General features: G+C 55.4%; 16 protein-coding genes. 13 read left to right on the forward strand and 3 right to left on the reverse strand.

The window, feature by feature from the left end:
- Positions 1 to 2,117 (forward strand): EAL domain-containing protein (locus V6D20_21700; GenBank protein HEY9818398.1); only part of this gene is annotated, 2,117 nt, incomplete at its 5' end.
- 104 nt (positions 2,118 to 2,221) lie between these two features.
- Here V6D20_21700 and pheS read toward each other — a convergent pair.
- Positions 2,222 to 3,226, reverse strand: a complete 1,005-nt coding sequence (pheS, locus tag V6D20_21705) for a phenylalanine--tRNA ligase subunit alpha (GenBank protein HEY9818399.1) — start codon at positions 3,224 to 3,226, stop codon at positions 2,222 to 2,224.
- Positions 3,227 to 3,531: 305 nt separating this feature from the next.
- Here pheS and surE point away from each other — a divergent pair, with 305 nt between their 5' ends.
- Complete coding sequence (gene surE, locus V6D20_21710) at positions 3,532 to 4,377, forward strand: 5'/3'-nucleotidase SurE (protein ID HEY9818400.1); 846 nt, start codon at positions 3,532 to 3,534, stop codon at positions 4,375 to 4,377.
- A 312-nt stretch (positions 4,378 to 4,689) separates the two neighbouring features.
- On the forward strand, positions 4,690 to 5,586 hold the full coding sequence (locus V6D20_21715; GenBank protein ID HEY9818401.1) for an MBL fold metallo-hydrolase: 897 nt from the start codon (positions 4,690 to 4,692) through the stop codon (positions 5,584 to 5,586).
- Between the two features lie 139 nt (positions 5,587 to 5,725).
- Here V6D20_21715 and truB read toward each other — a convergent pair whose 3' ends face one another.
- Positions 5,726 to 6,640: a tRNA pseudouridine(55) synthase TruB gene (truB, locus tag V6D20_21720; GenBank protein ID HEY9818402.1), complete on the reverse strand. Its 915-nt coding sequence runs from the start codon at positions 6,638 to 6,640 to the stop codon at positions 5,726 to 5,728.
- A 483-nt stretch (positions 6,641 to 7,123) separates the two neighbouring features.
- Here truB and V6D20_21725 point away from each other — a divergent pair, with 483 nt between their 5' ends.
- The 9 genes from V6D20_21725 (at position 7,124) to folE (ending at position 17,699) form a co-directional block, all read left to right on the forward strand.
- Complete coding sequence (locus V6D20_21725; protein ID HEY9818403.1) at positions 7,124 to 7,726, forward strand: DUF4129 domain-containing protein; 603 nt, start codon at positions 7,124 to 7,126, stop codon at positions 7,724 to 7,726.
- A complete protein-coding gene (locus V6D20_21730; GenBank protein HEY9818404.1) occupies positions 7,723 to 8,973 on the forward strand; it encodes a DUF4350 domain-containing protein in 1,251 nt (416 codons plus the stop codon). Before V6D20_21725 ends, V6D20_21730 begins: the two co-directional genes overlap by 4 nt.
- A 111-nt stretch (positions 8,974 to 9,084) precedes the next feature.
- Positions 9,085 to 10,050 carry a MoxR family ATPase gene (locus V6D20_21735; protein ID HEY9818405.1) on the forward strand — a complete coding sequence of 322 codons (966 nt, stop codon included), beginning with the start codon at positions 9,085 to 9,087 and terminating at the stop codon, positions 10,048 to 10,050.
- Positions 10,047 to 11,375: a DUF58 domain-containing protein gene (locus tag V6D20_21740; protein HEY9818406.1), complete on the forward strand. Its 1,329-nt coding sequence runs from the start codon at positions 10,047 to 10,049 to the stop codon at positions 11,373 to 11,375. The genes V6D20_21735 and V6D20_21740 overlap by 4 nt, the downstream gene beginning before the upstream one ends.
- A gap of 105 nt (positions 11,376 to 11,480) precedes the next feature.
- Entirely contained in the window at positions 11,481 to 13,142 is a 1,662-nt protein-coding gene (locus tag V6D20_21745; GenBank protein HEY9818407.1) for an ABC transporter ATP-binding protein, read from the forward strand.
- A 393-nt stretch (positions 13,143 to 13,535) separates the two neighbouring features.
- A complete protein-coding gene (locus tag V6D20_21750; protein ID HEY9818408.1) occupies positions 13,536 to 14,573 on the forward strand; it encodes a long-chain acyl-[acyl-carrier-protein] reductase in 1,038 nt (345 codons plus the stop codon).
- 98 nt (positions 14,574 to 14,671) lie between these two features.
- Positions 14,672 to 15,655: an acetyl-CoA carboxylase carboxyltransferase subunit alpha gene (locus V6D20_21755; GenBank protein HEY9818409.1), complete on the forward strand. Its 984-nt coding sequence runs from the start codon at positions 14,672 to 14,674 to the stop codon at positions 15,653 to 15,655.
- 462 nt (positions 15,656 to 16,117) lie between these two features.
- A complete protein-coding gene (locus V6D20_21760; protein HEY9818410.1) occupies positions 16,118 to 16,843 on the forward strand; it encodes an SDR family oxidoreductase in 726 nt (241 codons plus the stop codon).
- Positions 16,844 to 17,141: 298 nt separating this feature from the next.
- Positions 17,142 to 17,699, forward strand: a complete 558-nt coding sequence (folE, locus tag V6D20_21765) for a GTP cyclohydrolase I FolE (protein ID HEY9818411.1) — start codon at positions 17,142 to 17,144, stop codon at positions 17,697 to 17,699.
- A gap of 460 nt (positions 17,700 to 18,159) precedes the next feature.
- Here folE and V6D20_21770 read toward each other — a convergent pair whose 3' ends face one another.
- Positions 18,160 to 18,294, reverse strand: coding sequence for a hypothetical protein (locus V6D20_21770; protein HEY9818412.1), 135 nt, complete (start codon positions 18,292 to 18,294; stop codon positions 18,160 to 18,162).
- 133 nt (positions 18,295 to 18,427) lie between these two features.
- Between V6D20_21770 and V6D20_21775 the strand changes: the two genes are divergently transcribed.
- Positions 18,428 to 19,363, forward strand: coding sequence for a response regulator (locus tag V6D20_21775; GenBank protein ID HEY9818413.1), 936 nt, complete (start codon positions 18,428 to 18,430; stop codon positions 19,361 to 19,363).
- Positions 19,364 to 19,399 lie beyond the last annotated feature (36 nt).

Genomic DNA, 19,399 nt, shown 5'->3' on the forward strand with positions numbered 1-19,399 from the left:
CGGAGGAACTGATGGCAGAACTCACCAATATTCGCCAGCAGCTCTACGTCAACATGGTGCGCCGGGATGAGTTTGAACACTTGATGCAGGTAGAGGGCACGGTGTGGGGCTTTGAGTCCCAGGTGTATCGCAAAGATGGCAGCATTATTTGGATCTCGGAATGTGCCCGGGCAATCTACGACGAGGCTGGCACCGTCATCCGTTATGAAGGCACGGTGGAAGACATCACCCAGCGCAAGCTGCAAGAGGCAGAACTCCTCAAGCACGATCGCCTCATGGAGGGCGTCGCCACCGCCAGCCACCATCTGCTCACCAGTTCTGATTTCAACAGCACCCTGCAAATTGTGCTGAAAATTTTAGGCCAGGCCGTGGAAGCCGATCGCACCTATATTTACGAAAATCATCCCCATCCTGAAACAGGGGATCTCTGCATGAGTATGCGGTTTGAATGGGTCAGCCCTGGAGCCAAACCCAGTATTCACCAAGTTCACTGGCAAAACCAGCGCTACAACAACTTTGGGCTAGATCGCTGGTATAACACCTTTCGCCAAGGCCAGCCCATTCATGGTTTAGTCACAGACTTTCCAGAAGAAGAGCAGGTTTTACTCAACCGCGATCGCATTCGGGCCTTGATTATGTTCCCGATTGTGATTGACGATCACCTCTGGGGCTATATCGGCTTTGATGATTGCCACCGCGATCGCCAATGGACACCCAGCGAAGCCTCAATCCTGTCCACGATTGCCGCCAGCCTCAGCGGGGCCATCAAGCGCCAGCAAACCGAGGCGAAAATGCGCTACCAGGCGTTCCACGACGCCCTCACCGGTTTGCCTAACCGAAACCGCTTTGAACAATGCTTGCCAGCAGCGATCGCCGCTGCTCAGCAAAGCAACACCCTCGTGGCGGTGGCCTTTCTCGATCTCGATCGCTTTAAGATCATCAACGATACCCTCGGCCATGCCACCGGAGACCAGCTTTTGCAGCAGGTGACCCAGCGCATGCAGAACTGCCTCAGCGACGATCAGGTGATGGCCCGTTGGGGGGGCGATGAATTTACCCTGCTCTTGCCTCACCTACAATCTGCCCAGACTGCTGCCGATACGGCTGGACGGATCACGGCGGCCCTCAGACCCGCGTTTTACATTAACGGCCAAGAATTACACATCAGTATCAGCATTGGCATTGCCATGTATCCCCAGGATGGGCAGGATCTGGAAACCCTGCTGAAAAATGCTGACGCTGCCCTCTATCGAGTCAAAGACCAAGGACGGGATCACTACCAGTTTTACACCGCCACCATCCACTCCCAGGCCTGCGAGCGGCTGATTCTCAATAATCACCTCTACCATGCCCTAGAGCGCCAGGAATTTGTGGTGCATTATCAACCCCAAGTGGAAGCCCACACGGGGCGAATTACCCAAGTGGAAGCGCTGCTGCGTTGGCAGCATTCGTCCTTAGGGTTAATTGCCCCCCAAACGTTCATTAGCTTGGCAGAAGATAATGGATTGATTGTGCCGATTGGGGAATGGGTACTGCGCACTGCTTGCCAACAGAGCAAGCGCTGGTCTGCCATGGGACTGCCGCCTATCCCGATCGCCGTCAATCTGTCAGCCCGACAGTTTCAGGCCCCAGGGCTGCCGCAAGCGATCGCCACCATTCTCCATGAAACCGGCGTAGACCCCAATTTGCTGGAGCTAGAAATCACGGAAACGGCCGTGATGGACAACTTAGACTACACGTCGCAAACTCTACATCATCTGCGGCGAATGGGGGTACGCATCGCTCTGGATGATTTTGGCAGTGGTCACTCGTCCCTCAACTATCTGCGGCATTTCCCTCTGCAAAGCCTCAAAATCGATCGCGCCTTTGTGAAGGATATTGCCACCAACTCCAGCGATGAGGCGATCATTGCCGCCATTGTTACCCTAGGTAAGGGACTGAACTTGACGGTGGTGGCCGAAGGCGTCGAAACCTGCGATCAAGTCGAAAAACTGCGATCGCTTCACTGTGACATCATGCAAGGCTATTGGTTTAGCCCACCCCTATCGGCCGATGAGACCACCCACCTGCTTGCGCAACAGTCACCGTTATCGAACGAACCGTCATCGAACGATTAGGGTTAAGACCAGAAAGCGATCGCTGTTGTCAGGTGCTGTTAGGCGCAGCCGTAACGCACCGTCTTGTAACGCACCGTCGTCTTGTAACGAACTGTCCGCACCGCCTAAAACTGCCGCAGGAAGCGCAGATCACTGGTGTAGAGACGGCGAATATCGTCAATCCGATGCTGCACCATGGCAAACCGTTCTACGCCAAAGCCCGCCGCAAATCCCGTGTAGACTTCTGGGTCATAGCCCACCGACTTGAGGACATTGGGATCCACCATACCGCAGCCTAAGACTTCGAGCCATTGCCCCTTCCATTGCACATCTACCTCCGCCGATGGCTCGGTGAAGGGGAAGAAGCTGGGACGAAAGCGAATGGGCAAATCGCCAAACATAGCTTCCAAAAATACTTTGATGGTGCCCTTGAGATCGGTGAACGTCAGCCCTTCATCAATGGCCAAAAGCTCAATTTGATGGAACACCGCTGCGTGGGTTGCATCAACGGTGTCTCGGCGATACACGCGCCCCGGAGCCGCCACCCGAATCGGAGGATCATGCTCCTCCATATAGCGGATCTGCACCGATGAGGTATGGGTGCGCAGCAGGTTGCCATCGGGCAGGTAGAAGGTGTCCTGCATATCGCGGGCAGGGTGATCTGCTGGGGTATTGAGCGCCTCGAAGTTGTAGTAGTCGGTTTCCATTTCGGGCCCTTGGGCCACGGTATAGCCTAGCCCCACCAACACATCCAGCGATCGCTCAATGGTGCTCGACAAGGGATGGCTGTGCCCTTGGGGACGATAGACACCTGGCATGGTTACATCTAAGGTCTCTGCGGCCAAACGCGCCTCAATAGCAGCGGCAGCCAGCGCTCCCCGCTTTTCATCCAGCGCCGTTTGCACGACCTGTTTCACCTCATTGGCCAGGGCTCCAATCTGAGGGCGATCGCTAGGATCAAGCTTACCCATCCCTCCCAACACCTTGGAGAGCTGACCCTTTTTGCCCAAATACTGAATGCGCAGCGGCTCCAACTGCTCCAGATTCTCAGCCTGGGCGATCGCCTGCTGGGCCTCCTGTTGCAATGCATTCAACTGAGATTCTAGATCGCGGGTAGTTGTGCTAGTCATGGATTAAAACTGCTAAGACCGGTGGTGTAGAGCTAGGTGCTAAGGGAACCCTGAAGGCGGCTGCCTAGAGAATCATCCCATGGTTCTAGATAGAAACCCTGTCATCTTACATGCTAAGATGCCCGCCACGTCAGGGATTGAACGCCCTTAGAAAATTGCTTCTATTCAACTCTAATATTCAACTCTAACAGCAGTCCTGAGCAATGGCGATCGCCCCATCCCCATCCACCGCCGTTTCAATCTCAACAATACCCCTACAATAAGGCCTGTGCCCTGTTCCACTCCCTGCCCATCGACCTTTCCCCATGAACATTCTCATTAGCAACGACGACGGTATTTTTGCCCAGGGCATTCGCACCCTAGCCAACACCCTCGTGGCGGCTGGCCACACCGTGACGGTGGTCTGTCCCGATCGCGAGCGATCAGCGACCGGTCATGGTCTCACCCTACACAAACCCATCCGCGTTGAGCGTGTCGAGTCTGTGTTCCATGACCCCATTCAAGCTTGGGCCTGTTCGGGCACTCCATCCGATTGCGTGAAGCTCGCCCTGGGCACACTCCTAGATGCACCACCAGATATCGTATGTTCAGGCATCAATCATGGCTCGAATCTGGGCACCGATATTCTCTATTCGGGCACCGTCTCCGCCGCCATGGAAGGCGTTATGGAAGGTATCCCCAGCATAGCCTTTAGCCTCGCCAGCTTTTCCTCCCAAGACTTTCAGCCCGCCGCCAACTTTGCCAAAACCCTACTGCAGCACCTCAGCCAGCATCCTCTGCCCCATCTCATGTTGCTAAATGTCAACATTCCAGCGGTGCGCGCCGCCGATATCGCCGGCGTGAAGATTACCCAGCAAGGCATCCGCCGCTATACGGATATGTTTGAACAACGCATCGACCCGCGCGGCAAGATTTATTATTGGCTAGCAGGAGAAGTGTTGGAAGAGGTTGATGATCCGTCCTTTAATCCTACTGTTAAACTAGAGGGTAAGCATCCTGAAGGCTTAGAAGTGCCATTGGAGATTGTAGAGACGGATGTTCGAGCTATTCAACATCGCTACATTACAGTGACCCCCCTTCAATTTAACCTGACGAGTCCTTCAGGATTGCAGACCTTGCAAGGTTGGCATACAGACTGGCTGACCTGCTAAGTTAAACTAGGGCGGGTAAAGGTTAACCACCATACATCTACCAAAGTTCACTTTGTAGGGTGATCGTTCAATATTTTCAGGGTAGCGCCGAAACCAATCCATCGATCATACTCAGTGTAGTCTAGGAGCTAGGCTGCACGTTTACAGGGCAAGCTTAGAGCGGACAGTTCTAAGCCATGTATTGTAAAAATTTCTACTTGGTTTCCGCATCCGCTAGAGTTCTGGGGTAAAACTGGCTATATTCGAAATGGTTTTAGCCACCTATCTCGGCTCACTGTCTATGATTCGATAGAACCTTGGCAAGGGATATTCATGTCTAACGCACAAGATCAATTCATTGTTCGTTTCTGGGGAGTGAGGGGCAGTATTGCATGTCCGGGACCCGAGACTGTGCGCTACGGTGGAAACACCTCCTGTGTTGAGATGCAGGTCGCAGGACATCGCATCGTGTTTGATGGTGGAACAGGGCTGCGCGTTCTAGGGCAAGAGTTGATGTCCCAAATTCCGGTGGAGGGACACCTCTTTTTCACTCACTCTCATTGGGATCATATTCAAGGATTTCCGTTTTTCACCCCAGCCTTTGTGAAAGGGAATCGCTTTAACATTTATGGGGCGGTGGCTCCCAATGGTTCAACCATTGAGCAGCGTTTGAATGACCAAATGCTCCACCCTAATTTTCCTGTGCCGCTACAGATCATGGGATCGCAAATGTCGTTTTGTGATTTAGAGGTGGGTGAAGCGGTTCAAATTGGCGATGTGCTGGTGGAAAATGCTCTGCTCAATCATCCGGGTGAAGCCGTAGGCTATCGGGTGAATTGGAATGGCTATGCTGCCGCTTACATCACCGATACGGAGCATTACACCGATCGCCTGGATGAGAACGTCATGTGGCTGGCCCGTGATGCCGATGTGATGATCTACGACTCGACTTACACGGATGATGAATATTATTCAGAAAAGTCGAGCAAGGTCGGCTGGGGGCATTCCACCTGGCAAGAGGCGGTGAAGGTAGCGAAAGCTGCCAATGTCAAAAAATTGGTGATTTTCCACCATGATCCATTGCATTGTGATCAGTTCATGGATGATATCAAAGACGTTACGTCTAAGCAGTTTGCAAACAGCGTGGTGGCTTGGGAAGGCTTGACCATTGATGTGATTCACGATCGCCAAGCTGCTGGCGGATCGACCCAGGAACCGCTACCGACTTGAGGTGAACCAGAAAAAATCTCGGGAACTTGGCCGCCCCATGTTGTTCGATCGGGACGTCATCAAGCCCAAGATTTCTATGTCTAAGGCGATCGCTTAGAGCTTCTGTATGAATCCTAGCGATCGCTTTTTGGCGTCACAGCTACGGGTCATACACAACGCGAGGGCGGAGGCGGGGAGGCTGATCGGCTGTGGGATCTATCCATTCCCCAACGCCTAAAAAGGTTTGGTCTTCCCCATGCACTCGGTAGTGAAGGCTGGTGGTGGGGGGAGCGATCGCCACCTTTTGTCCTTGCTGCCAGCGCCGGGCGGTTTCTCCATCGAGGGTGAGGAGCGGCAGGTGTTGGAGAGCTTGCTCGGGGGGAATGAACAGGTTCTCGCCCGCCGTCCAGCCTGCTAGGAGGTCATCCAGAGTAATGCTTTCCTCTAGGACAAAGCCGCTACTGCGCGTGCGGATCAGGTGGGCCAGGGCTGCTCCGGTCTGGAGCTGGTCGCCAAGATCGCGGGCGATCGAGCGAATATAGGTGCCGGCACTACAGGCGATCGCCACCTCTAGTTCTGGATAGGGAAGCGATCGCCAGGCCAGCACTTCGATGCGGTAGACCGTCACCGTACGGATGGGAATGTCCACCACTTGCCCAGCCCGAGCCAAGTCGTAGGCGCGTTTTCCATCCACCGAAATCGCACTGTACTGCGGTGGAATTTGGTCAATTTGCCCCTCAAACCGGGGGAGGATGGCCGTCACGTCGTCGAGGGTGAGGTGGGGGACTGGAGCTTCAGCGATCACCTCACCTTCTAGGTCATCGGTGGTGGTGGTCACGCCAAAGCGGATGGTGGCGCGGTAGGCCTTATCCGAGCTGAGGTAGTTAATCAGGCGCGTTGCCCGTCCCACAGCAATCGGCAAGACCCCCACAGCAGCGGGATCGAGAGTGCCGCCGTGGCCAACCCGCTTCTGGGACAGAATCCGACGCACCTTGGCGACGCAGTCGTGGGATGTCCATCCCGCCAGTTTATAAAGGTTCAGAAATCCTTGGGGAGTCAAAGCTTGGGGAGTCACAGTATTAATCGATCGCCATCCTTAGGTCTTGTCCGCTAAGCGCTAGGGTGCAAGCTTGCCCCGAGCAAATCTGCCTCGTCTATGCTACCGTTGCGGGGTACGTTAGGCCCATGTTCGCTGCCGATCCTCAGCCTCGCCGTTCATCCTGAGCTAGCTAGAGAATGGCAGATGGGTTTCGACAGACTCAGGTTGAACTCTGCTTAACCAACCAAACTTGTTAGCCAGATACCCGAAAGTTCTCTCCCGCTCCCAAGAGGCAAGGGAACCGGAGGAATGGATCGGCTCCCCTCGCCCTCCGGGAGAGGGGTTGGGGGTGAGGGCTATAAGCTTTCGCCAGTTAACCAGGGCTAAACTAAACTCCGGCTGAACGGGATCCGTCATTGCCCCAAGAGTTGAGGCTGCTGGAGTTATAACGGTATTGAACTCATATTTAAAAGCCCTTGTTGCAGGCGATCGCCCCCTGAACCCTACGATGTTCTAGCCATGGACGAGATCTTTCCCCCTCGTGACTATCAAGACACTAGTTTAGGCTGGCAGATGCAGCAAGCCACCCAGCAGGTCAGTGAATGGATCGAGGCACAATGGAGCGCGGTGCAGCCCGATGTACCCATGCCCCAGGTGACGCCGCCAGACTGGCTGCTGCGGACTCTATTCATCATCATCATTGGCGGATTGCTGGGCTGGTTAGGCTGGCAGTTTTATCGAGAATTTGCGCCCCAGATCCAAGCGTGGCTAGGGCGAGATGTGAGCGATCGCCGTCCTACACAGCCAAGCCCCTCCCCCCATCGTGCCCCCGAGACCTGGGTCACCCAAGCTCGCCAGGCGCAGCAGGCAGGTAACTACAGCGAGGCCTGCCGTTGCCTGTATATGGCCATGATCAGCCAGCTCAGCGACCAAGACATTATTCGGCTGGAGGCTAGCCGCACGGACGGAGAATATCGAGCCTTGCTTTTGACCATGGCGGATCCAGCACCCTACTACCTGCTGCTGGCGATCCATGAACAGCTTTGCTTTAGCAGTCAAGGAATTTCTGCTGCGGAATGGGAGCGCTGCTGGGCCGCCTATCAGGAGCTGCCGTCCCCATGAGCAATCGCAAACGACCATGGCTGCTCGGCGCTTTGGCGATCGCGGCCCTGCTACTGCTGACCCTAGGGCTAGCTCCCAGTGGCTCTAACTTGCAGGGGTCTACTTACAACCGGACACCCTTTGGCTACGGGGCCTGGTATGCCCAAATGCGCCAAGATTGCAGTCTTGATATTCGTCGCTGGCAGCGATCGCTCGACGACTTACCAGGTTTTTATCGTGAGGAACAGGAACCGCCACCCCAAGCCATCACGCTCCTGCGGTTCTACGGTGAGTTTATGCAGCCATGGGTCTTACAGAGCAGAACTCCCGAAGATTGGGTGAGTCGGGGTAATGTGATCATCCATGTGGGGGTGCGATCGCCTGCCACCCGTGCTCCCTTTCGCAGCCAGGTAGAAACATCGGTGGGCCCGGTGCAGGTTGAGACCCGTCGCCGGGCGACTCTAGATGATCTAGATGAACCCCAGGAGGAGTTGGGCCCTGTTGAACAGGTGTCGATGACCTTGCCGACCGCAGCCGATGACGCGGCGATCGCCGATGAGTATGGCACCTTAGTGTGGCAGGAGGCGATGGGAGCAGGGCGGGTGATCTATGTGGTTCCGCCGTTTCTCGCCGCCAATGCCTACCAAACGACCCTCCAAAACTTCACCTATCTCACTCAGTTGGTCACGGAGCCGGGTCTACCGATTCTGGTAGATGAATTTCTGCACGGCTATTCTGAGGATGCTGACCAGGAGGCGATCGCGGAGCTAGACGCTTGTCCACCCCGGCCTGAATTAGAGGGCTTTACGGTCGAAGATCTACCGCCCCTGCCACCGCCGCCCACCCTTTGGGGCTACTTAGCCAAAACACCCCTGTTAATTGTGGCCACCCAAGCGATCGCTATCCTGCTGCTGCTGATTTGGGATCAGAATCGACGGTTTGGCGTACCCCAAGCCCTAACCACCACCACCGTAGACAACAGCCCAGCCTATATCAACGCCCTAGCTGGAGTGCTCATGAAAGCTGGCTGTCAGACGTTTGTGGTAAACCTCATCCTCCAAGCAGAACGGCGGCGACTGCAGACATTCCTGGGTCTCCACGGGCAAGATCTTTCCCCAGCAGCGATCGCCCAAGCTTGGAGCCAGCAAACCCATCAGCCCCCTGGCGATGTGTTGGCGCTCCTCACTCCCCGTCAGTCCATGAGCCAGCAAGACTTGCTACTCTGGTTGAAAACAATTCAGCGCGTTCGCCAGTCTACCCCGACCTAACCCATTTCTCCGTCTACATCTCCTATCGATGTCTAGCGATCTCCATTGATTCCTATCGCTCTACCCCATCTCTGACCTCTGCCCATCTCCTTTGCTGAACCCCTCTGCCCCATGAGTTCTTCCCCTGTGAACCATCCTTCCTCGCTTTTCGAACGCCTCAACAGCACCATCAGCCGCATTGTGGTGGGGCAAACCGCCGTCGTCCATCACCTGATGGTGGCGCTGCTGTCGGGGGGACATGTGATTCTAGAAGGCGTACCGGGGACAGGTAAAACCCTCACGGTAAAAGCCTTGTCCCAGTTGATCAAGGCCGATTTTCGCCGCATCCAGCTCACCCCAGACGTGCTGCCCTCGGATATTCTCGGGACTAACATTTTTGACCTGAATACCCGCAGTTTTACTCTGAAGCGCGGGCCGGTGTTTACCGAGATCTTGCTCGCCGACGAAATTAACCGCACGCCGCCCAAAACCCAATCGGCCCTGCTAGAAGCTATGGAGGAGCAGCAGGTCACCCTAGATGGCGATCGCTTGCTGTTGCCAGAGTTATTCTGGGTGATTGCCACCCAAAATTCCCTGGAGTTTGAAGGTACCTATCCTTTGCCTGAGGCCCAGCTCGATCGCTTCTTGTTCAAACTGGTGGTGGACTATCCCAGCCCCGCTGCCGAACGCCAGATGCTGGTCAATGCCCAATCAGGACTGCAAACCAAGCGGGTCAATCTAGAGCAGCTTAAACCCATCGCCACCATAGAACACATTCTCACTGCCCGCCGATTGGTGCAGCAGGTAGAGGTGGCAGAGCCTCTGATCGATTATCTGATGAGCTTGGTGCAGCGTACCCGCCAGCATCCCGACCTATCCTTAGGAGCCTCCCCTCGGTCTGCAGTGGCTTGGCTCCAGGCCAGCAAGGCCCATGCTTGGCTGGAAGGACGCAGTTTTGTCACCCCGGATGACCTGAAGGCGATCGCCCCTCCCCTATTGCGCCACCGGCTGATTCTGCGCCCAGAAGCTCAGCTAGACGGGCTGCAAACCGAGCCGATCATTGCCTCGATTCTCAGCCAAATACCCGTACCGCGATGATTCCCTCCCGCCAGACCTACCTAATGTTGCTGCTGGTCACGGCCTTGGGGGTTGGCGTGGCTACCCTCACCCAGGCGGCCACCCAGGCCACCACCGCACCACCCATAGCTTTGCTGCTCATAGGGCTGGATATCGGCATCGTGGCTGCCGTGATCCTGGATAGCTGGCGCGTGCGTCCTCACCGGGTTACGGTTGAGCGGAGCTTAGACGATCGCCTCTCCATTGGGCGTGAGAATCTGGTGCAGGTGACGGTGACCACGGGCGATCGCCCGGCCCTAGTGCAGCTCCGTGACACCTACCCCGCCGTATTCACCGCTACGCCACCGCAGTTTTCTTTAAATCTACCTGCCCATCATCAAGAAACCCTGACCTATACAATTTTTCCCACCACCAGGGGAGACTATGCCTGGGGCAAGATCTATCTACGGCAGCGGGGAGCTTGGGGGCTAGGCTGGGATAGCTGGACCGTGGATCAGGCCCGGAGCGTGGCGGTTTTTCCTGATCTGATTGGGCTGCGATCGCTCTCGATCCGCCTTACCTTGCAAACCAGCGGCAGCATCCGCCGCATCCGCCGGCAGGGAATGGGGACTGAGTTTGCCGAACTGCGAGACTACAGCACCGGTGATGATCCAAGGTTGATTGACTGGAAAGCCACCGCCCGCCGCAACCGTCCCCTGATTCGTGTGCTGGAACCCGAACAGGAACAAACCCTGATGATTTTGCTGGATCGGGGTCGCTTGATGACCGCTCAAGTAGAGGGACTGAAGCGATTTGACTGGGCCCTGAACGCCACCCTCTCCCTGGCTCTTGCGGCCCTACAACGGGGCGATCGCGTTGGAGTAGGCGTGTTTGATCGGCAGATGCATGTGTGGATTCCTCCCGATCGCGGCTCCCAGCAGTTACCCAAGCTGCTCAGCCACCTGACGCCGATTCAACCGGTCTTGCTAGAACCCGACTACCTCGATGCCGTGAGCCAGGTGACCCGTCAACAAACCCGGCGCGCCTTGGTGGTGCTGCTCACCGACATTATTGACCAAACCGCGTCCAGTGAAGTCCTATCTGCCATGGGGCGGTTGACGCCACGCTACCTGCCTTTCTGCGTCGCCCTGCGCGATCCCTACATTGATCGCCAGGCCCAAGCGCCCAGTCCAACGGTAGAGGCAGGCTATGCCCGCGCCGTTGCCCTAGATCTCCTGCAGCAGCGCCACCTTGCCCTGGCTCTCCTGCAGCGGCGCGGTGCGCTGATTCTGGATGCCCCCGCCCATCAGATCACCGATCAACTCGTAGATCGCTATCTACAACTCAAAGCCCGTAGCCAACTTTGACCGACTTTCCGACATAATGAGTCCAAGCTAGTTGCGTCTAGCTGCGTTCCAACCAGTGGGCGATCGCCCCTGGGTTCATCCCGGTTAGTTCCGTCATTGTCTTGTATGAGCCAGGATTTTCTCCAGATTCAAAACCTACGGGTTGCCTATCCACCGTCCTCCCGCGCCCAGCACCGTCAAGCTTCGACTGAGGACTGGGCCGTCAATGACGTGTCGTTGTCCATCGCGGCTGGGCAACGGCTGGGGCTGGTGGGAGAATCCGGCTGTGGAAAATCTACCCTGGGGCGGGCGGTGCTGCAACTGCTGCCGCCCCAGAGCCAGGTGGATGGCCAAGTGCTGTTTCAGGGGCAGTCGGTGTTTGATCTATCGCCCCCGGCCCTGCGCAGGTTTCGGGGGGAAGCGATCGCCCTGATTTTCCAAGATCCCATGACCCGGCTGAATCCGCTGATGACCGTGGGGTGGCACTGTATGGAAACCCTGCGCGCCCATCGCCCCCACCTCAGCCCACGGCAACTGCGGGAAAAAACGGTGGAAGCGCTGGAAACGGTCAATATTCCTGCCAACCGCTGGATGCAATATCCCCATGAGTTTAGCGGCGGTATGCGGCAGCGGGTAGCCATTGCCCTAGCCCTGCTGCTCGAACCCAAAATGATTGTGGCCGATGAACCCACCACGAGTCTGGACGTCACCGTTTCTGCCCAAATTCTCACCGAACTGACCCGCCTTTGCGACCAGCGCCAGATGGGGCTGCTGCTGATTTCCCATGACCTGGCTCTGGTGGGAGAATATTGCGATCGCCTAGCGGTGATGTATGAGGGCAAGCTGGTGGAGATGGGCGAGGTAGACACGGTGTTGACGAGTCCTCAGCATCCCTACACGCGATCGCTGCTCCAGGCCGCTCGGTTGCTCCAGGCCAGCGAAGGGGCGATCGCCTCCCAGGAGCCCGCGAAGGAACCGATTCTCAAGCTACGTCATCTCAAGCAGCACTTCACCCTCGAAGACAATCCCCTGGCTCGCCTGCTGACGCGATCGCCCCGCCGCACCATTAAGGCCGTAGATGGGGTGGATTTGGATGTGTATCCAGGGGAAATCCTAGGGCTGGTGGGTGAGTCGGGCTGCGGCAAAAGCACCCTTTCTCGCACCATTCTGCACCTGCTGCGTCCCACCAGCGGCACCGTCGAATTCCTCGGGCAAGACCTCACCCAGATGGATCGGCAGCGCCTGCGCCAGCAGCGTCGCCAGATGCAGATGATTTTCCAAGATCCCCATGCCTGCCTCAATCCCATGATGACCATTGGGCAGAGCATTACTGATCCGCTTCTGGTACATCGGTTGGCCGATGCGACGGAAGCCAAGCGCCGGGTCTATGCCATGTTAGAGCGGGTGGGTTTAGATCCCAAGGAATATTACCTGCGCTATCCCAGCGATCTCTCCGGCGGCCAGCAGCAGCGGGTGGCGATCGCCCGGGCCTTGATCACCCAGCCCAAGCTGCTGATTTGCGACGAGCCGGTGAGTATGCTGGATGCCAGTGTCCAGGCCCAGGTGCTGGATCTGATGCTTGACCTGAAGCGCGACTTTGACCTCACCTACCTATTTATCACCCACGATCTCTGGGTAGCCCGTTTCCTCTGCGATCGTATTGCCGTGATGAATGCTGGCAAGATCGTAGAACTAGGGGCAACGGCCGACCTCTTTGCCCATCCCCAACATCCCTACACCCAAACTCTCCTGAGTGCAGCGCCCCTGCTGGCTCGCGGTGATGGATAGCATCCCTAGCTTTTAGGATCGAGTAACCCTTAACCCTAGGAATCCCGCGATCCATTCCTCTGAGAATTGCGGGATTCCCCAAGAGCGATCGCCCCCATGGAGCACCAGACTGGTATGATCAAAAAACCTTTGGACTCGGTGAATCCAGCATCCTTGGGCTGTAACCTAGCTCCCATGTTGGCTGCTGTTATCGCTCCATCTCCAAAGTCTCACGGTGCCCCGCCAGTTCCCCTGCTCTGCCCGTTATACTGATCACTCAGTACCGGTCTACACTGGCTCGGTCTGTCTACGATGGTGTGTGGGATTGATCGATTGAGAAATCCGGCTCCATCGCCTCTGATTCACGACGTCATTCGCCATCCCACCTAGTTATAGGTCTGCACAGGATCCTTCATGTTTGGTCTCATCGGTCACCTTACCAGTCTTCAACACGCTCAATCCGTTGCTCATGATTTGGGCTATCCCGAATACGCCGACCAGGACTTAGACTTCTGGTGTAGCGCTCCGCCACAAATCGTAGACACCATCAAAGTAACCAGCCTCACCGGTCAACAGATCGAAGGGTACTACGTTGAGTCTTGCTTTCTGCCGGAAATGTTAGCTGCTCGGCGCATTAAGGCGGCCACCCGCAAAATCATCAACGCCATGGCCCATGCTCAAAAGCACAATATTGACATTACGGCCTTGGGCGGCTTCTCATCCATCATCTTCGAGAATTTTAATCTCCAGCAGATTAAGCAGGTGCGTAACGTCAAGCTAGAGTTTGAGCGGTTTACCACCGGCAACACCCACACGGCCTACATTATCTGCCGCCAGGTAGAACAGTCTGCTCCCAAACTAGGCATTGATTTATCCCAAGCTACCGTAGCGGTCTGCGGCGCTACGGGCGATATTGGCAGCGCTGTTTGTCGCTGGTTAGATGCTCGCACCGATGTCAAAGAATTGCTGCTGGTGGCCCGCAATGCCGAGCGACTACAGGCGCTGCAGGATGAGCTGGGTCGCGGCAAAATTTTGAGCTTAGAAGAGGCGCTGCCGCAAGCGGATGTAGTAGTTTGGGTAGCAAGTATGCCCAAGGGGGTAGAAATTAATCCTGAAACCCTCAAACATCCCTGCTTGCTGATCGACGGAGGCTATCCCAAAAACTTGGCCACCCAGCTTCAGCATCCCGAGATCCATGTGCTGAATGGCGGCATTGTGGAACATTCCTTGGATATTGACTGGAAGATCATGCAAATCGTCAACATGGATGTGCCATCGCGACAGCTCTTTGCCTGTTTTGCCGAGTCGATGCTCTTGGAATTTGAAAAGCTGTACACCAACTTTTCCTGGGGACGCAATCAAATCACCCTCGACAAGATGGATTTGATTGGCCAAGCCTCCATCAAGCATGGGTTCCGTCCCTTATTAGCCCAGCCTAGCGGTACAGCTTAGACCTGCAGAGGGGAAACGGCTGCTCCGGCGATCGCTTCCCTACCCGCATCTTTGTCTCAGATTGGTTATTTGTTTCCCAGGTATTTCCCCCACCCACCATGGCTACTCCTGAACGCAAGCCCATTCTTCTTGACTTCGAGAAACCCCTCGTTGAATTAGAGTCTCGCATCGATCAAATCCGCAGCCTTGCCGAAGAGAACGATGTTGATGTTTCGGAGCAACTCCGGCAGCTAGAGACGCGGGCCAGCCAACTCCGCCAGGAAATCTTCAGCAGTCTAACGCCCTCTCAGCGTCTGCAGGTGGCGCGGCATCCGCGTCGTCCCAGCACCCTCGACTACATTCAGTCGATGACTGATGAATGGATTGAGCTGCATGGCGATCGCTGCACGGGGGTGGATGATAAGGCCTTGGTGGGTGGCATTGGTCGGCTGGATGGTCGGCCGATTATGATGCTAGGACACCAAAAAGGACGCGATACCAAGGATAACGTCGCCCGCAACTTTGGCATGGCCTCCCCCGGTGGCTACCGGAAGGCCATGCGGTTGATGAACCATGCCAACCGCTTTGGTATGCCCATCCTCACCTTTATTGACACCCCCGGAGCCTATCCAGGTGTGGAAGGAGAACGGTTGGGGCAGGGGGAAGCGATCGCCTATAACCTCCGGGAAATGTTTCGCCTCGACGTGCCCATCCTCTGCACCGTGATTGGGGAAGGTGGCTCCGGTGGTGCCCTAGGCGTGGGCGTGGGCGATCGCCTGTTGATGTTTGAGCATTCGGTCTACACCGTAGCCAGCCCAGAAGCCTGTGCCGCCATTCTTTGGAAAGACGCTGGTAAATCTCCCCAGGCCGCCGAAGCCCTGCGGATTACTGCCAAGGATCTCAAAAACCTGGGCATTCTAGATGAAATTGTGCCAGAACCCATTGGGGGAGCCCATTCCGACCCCGTTGCCGCCACCAGTAGCCTCAAGGCAGCTCTGCTGCGGCATCTGGCAGACTTAAACCGCATGACCAGCGTTGAGCGCCGCGAGCAACGCTATCAAAAATTCCGGCAGATCGGTGTTTTCCAGGTACCAGCCGCCTAGGTGCTCATCCCATCGGCGGGGGCGATCGCTATACTCATCATTGATGAATCTCAATCAGTAGCCCGGGAGTGGCCGGCCGCAGGGCTCGATGCCAATGTTATAATCCCAAAGGTGGTTAGCAATAATTGTTTACAATTGAGCTATCTGTATCCTAGTTCACACATTTTTCTAGCCTATAGACAGGGGCAACATGAACGATGCTAGCCGCAAATCTAGGGCGTTTTAATGGTTTTCTAAAACGTCATCATTACGGAGAAGCCAATCGTTCCCGTCTTAAGTCATTAAAGATTACATCCCACATGAGCGAACCCTCGCAATCAACCCCGACTCCCAATTATCTGAGTCAATCGTGGTGACGTCTGCACTCAAGGGTTAGCGGTTTACACCTTATTTAGACCGAGTCTCTTCACCGTTGAGAGCGACTTTCTCTATGACACCACTGATGTTCATTCGGACTTGTGCATGGATATTCAACAGCGCCACCGGGCTCTAATTACTGGAGCTAGTAGTGGCATTGGCAAAGCCACGGCTCTTGCCTTTGCCCAAGCTGGTGTAGATCTAGTCTTACTAAGCCGTTCTAAGGATAACCTGCTCAAGGTTGCCGATGAGGCGCGATCGCATCAAGTTGATGTACAGATCCATCCCCTTGACCTCACCAATCTAGAGCAGATTCAGCCCGCCATTGCGGCGATCGCCCACCAGGGTGCGCCGATTACCATCTTGGTGAACAATGCCGGCATGGGCTACACCGGCACGTTGGTGGATACATCGTTGGGGGACTGGCAGGCCGTTTTAACCCTCAATCTCACCAGCGTTTTCCAGTGTATCCAGGGCATTCTACCGTCCATGCGCGATCGCCAGCAGGGCACCATTATCAACGTCGGTTCCATTGCGGGTCATCAAGCCTTTCCTGGCTGGGGTGCCTACAACGTCAGTAAAGCTGGGCTGATTGCCCTATCGAAGACCTTGGCGGCGGAAGAGCGCAGTCATGGCATTCGAGTCACGCTGATTACCCCCGGAGCCGTGAATACGCCGATTTGGGATACTGATACAGTGCAGGCTGACTTTAATCGTGCCAGTATGCTCACCCCCGAAATCGTAGCCCAGACGATTGTCCAGGCTGCTCTGTTGCCTGCTCAGGCCGTCATCGATGAACTCGTGGTGATGCCCAGTGCCGGCGCACTTTAGCATTTCAGTCCACTCTGAAATATTGCGTAGGCGTTGCTGCGTCAGCCTAGGACATGGTCTCTAGGGCAACCACCGTGGAGTAACGCCCCATCGTTTCCCGTTTAACAGGTTCTTTATTGCACATTTGCTCATGACTATCGCCTCTTCCAACAACTCGAATGGCCTCAATAGCAAAGGGCTTGCCAATTCACTTACGCCTAGCGAGGCCAAGCCCGTGCCTGAAACCCGCCCCGATCGCAATACCATCAACGGTCAAGCTTCCACTCCCCACCCCACAACCGAAGAAGCTAAAGAGCAGATGATGGATGCGGTGCGGACTATTCTTCTGGGTGTTGGAGAAGACCCAGAACGGGAAGGTCTCCTCAAAACCCCTAAGCGGGTTGCTGAGGCCATGCATTTTCTCACCAGTGGCTATCAACAGTCCCTAGAAGAGTTGGTGAATGGAGCCATCTTTGATGAGGGCCATAATGAAATGGTGCTCGTGCGCGACATCAATGTATTTAGCCTTTGCGAACACCACATGCTGCCCTTTATGGGTAAGGTGCATGTAGCTTACATTCCTAACGAAAAGGTGGTTGGGCTAAGTAAGTTAGCGCGGATTGTGGAAATGTATTCCCGTCGTTTGCAGGTGCAAGAGCGGCTCACTCGTCAGGTGGCAGAAGCGGTACAGACCATTCTCGATCCGCGTGGGGTGGCTGTGGTCATGGAAGCTAGCCACATGTGTATGGTGATGCGCGGTGTGCAAAAGCCAGGCTCTTGGACGGTGACCAGCGCCATGGTGGGTGTGTTTCAAGAGGATCACAAAACTCGCGAGGAGTTCCTCAGCCTCATTCGTCACCAGCCTGCCTTTTTCTAGATGATTAGTAGGGATAGGCCGGTAGGGATAGGCTGGGAGCGATCGCCCCTGATCTATCCCTGAGGTTTAGCCTAGGCAAAAACCGTTCTTAATGTTGAGCCGTTAGCTTAAGGGATAAGCACTAGCATGTCCTAGGCATGCTGTTCCTCTTGCTCACGTGCCGCCCCTGTTCTGTCAAGACTGGGGGCTTTTTGCTGGCGATCGCTCCCGCCTATCCAAGCTCGATGAACCTCTTGCCTGAACCAAGACTTGCATCTCAAACCCTTTTCTCTTGGGTGTGAGGGACGTTGAAACAGCGCTTGATGCAAGAATCGGTATGCCCTACCAGAGAAGGATGGCCTGCTCGATGGGCACTGCTACACTGAGAAACGATTTCCCCCAATCGGACTAGCGTAGACTAGCTTGCAAGCCTCAGACATGGGACACAAAAGATTAGACATCATCAGGTCTTGGGCAAGCATCAAGGGCGATCGCCGTTGGAGGATTGCTGTTCCAACAGCGATCGCATCCAGGCTATGGGAGTGGCCGCCCAAACTTGATACGATAAGTCGGCAGGGCCGTCTAAAGCATCACATTCATTAGGGTAATTACTCAAACTAGTACGCGAATCAATCCGGTTGCATCATGGCTTGGCTTGAATTCCTATGGATATATCATGTCAAGCGCACAGCTTATGTGAGCACAGGCCGATGTGTTCGCCCCACCTACTTGCTGAAGGAGACCACTGGATGGACATTGTGATCCCTGGAATTGACGACATTAGCCAACAACTGCAACAGGTTGAACAAGCCAAAAAGCCAAAAATGCTGGTGGTGGATGATGAGCCGGACAACTTAGATTTGCTCTACCGCACCTTTCGCCGTCAATTCAATGTGCTGAAGGCAGAAAGTGGTGGCGCTGCCCTAGACATTTTGGCCCAGGAGGGCGAAGTGGCGGTGATTATTTCCGACCAGCGGATGCCGGAAATGAAAGGGACGGAGTTCCTCAGCAAAACCGTGGTGCAGTTTCCCAACACCATGCGGATTATCCTCACCGGCTTTACGGATGTGGAAGACTTGGTGGAGGCGATTAACTCTGGGCAGGTTTACAAATATATCACCAAGCCCTGGGATCCATCGGAGTTGAAAACGGTGGTGCAGCGGGCGGTGGAAAGCTACGAATTACAAAAGCAGCGATCAGATGACCTGAAGCGAGCTCAGGCCCAAACCCATCTCCTCAGTGCTATTGTGCGGGTGACCCAGCGATCGGTGGATCATCAGGCGCGACTTGACGCCATTGTGGAGGCTTTGTGCAGCAGCTTTTCCGCCGATCGCTGCATCTTACGGATGGTGCAGGATGCTGCTTTGACAGAGGTGTACAGCAGCAATCAGCCGGGAGCTGCCGATTGGCTGCAGCAGGATCCCCTAGCCCAACAAGCGATCGCTCAGCAGGTAATTCGTGGCGTCATTCAAGTGAGCCAAGATCCAGGTCTATCCCAGCTCGATTACTATGCTCAGGAAGGGATTCAGTCCCATGTGGTGATTCCCATTATTTTCCAAGAAGCAGTGATGGCGGTGATTTCGCTACAGTGGATCAACCTTTGTCCGCTCCGTCCTGAGGAACTGCAGTTGCTCTATCTCTCCGCCCAGCAAATTGGTCTAGCGATTTCCTGCACCTGCCGCTAGATCCAGGATGGTTCCATCAACGCGGTAGGATGGCAG

It is taken from the genome of Candidatus Obscuribacterales bacterium (genome assembly GCA_036703605.1).
Classification (GTDB): Bacteria; Cyanobacteriota; Cyanobacteriia; order RECH01; family RECH01; genus RECH01.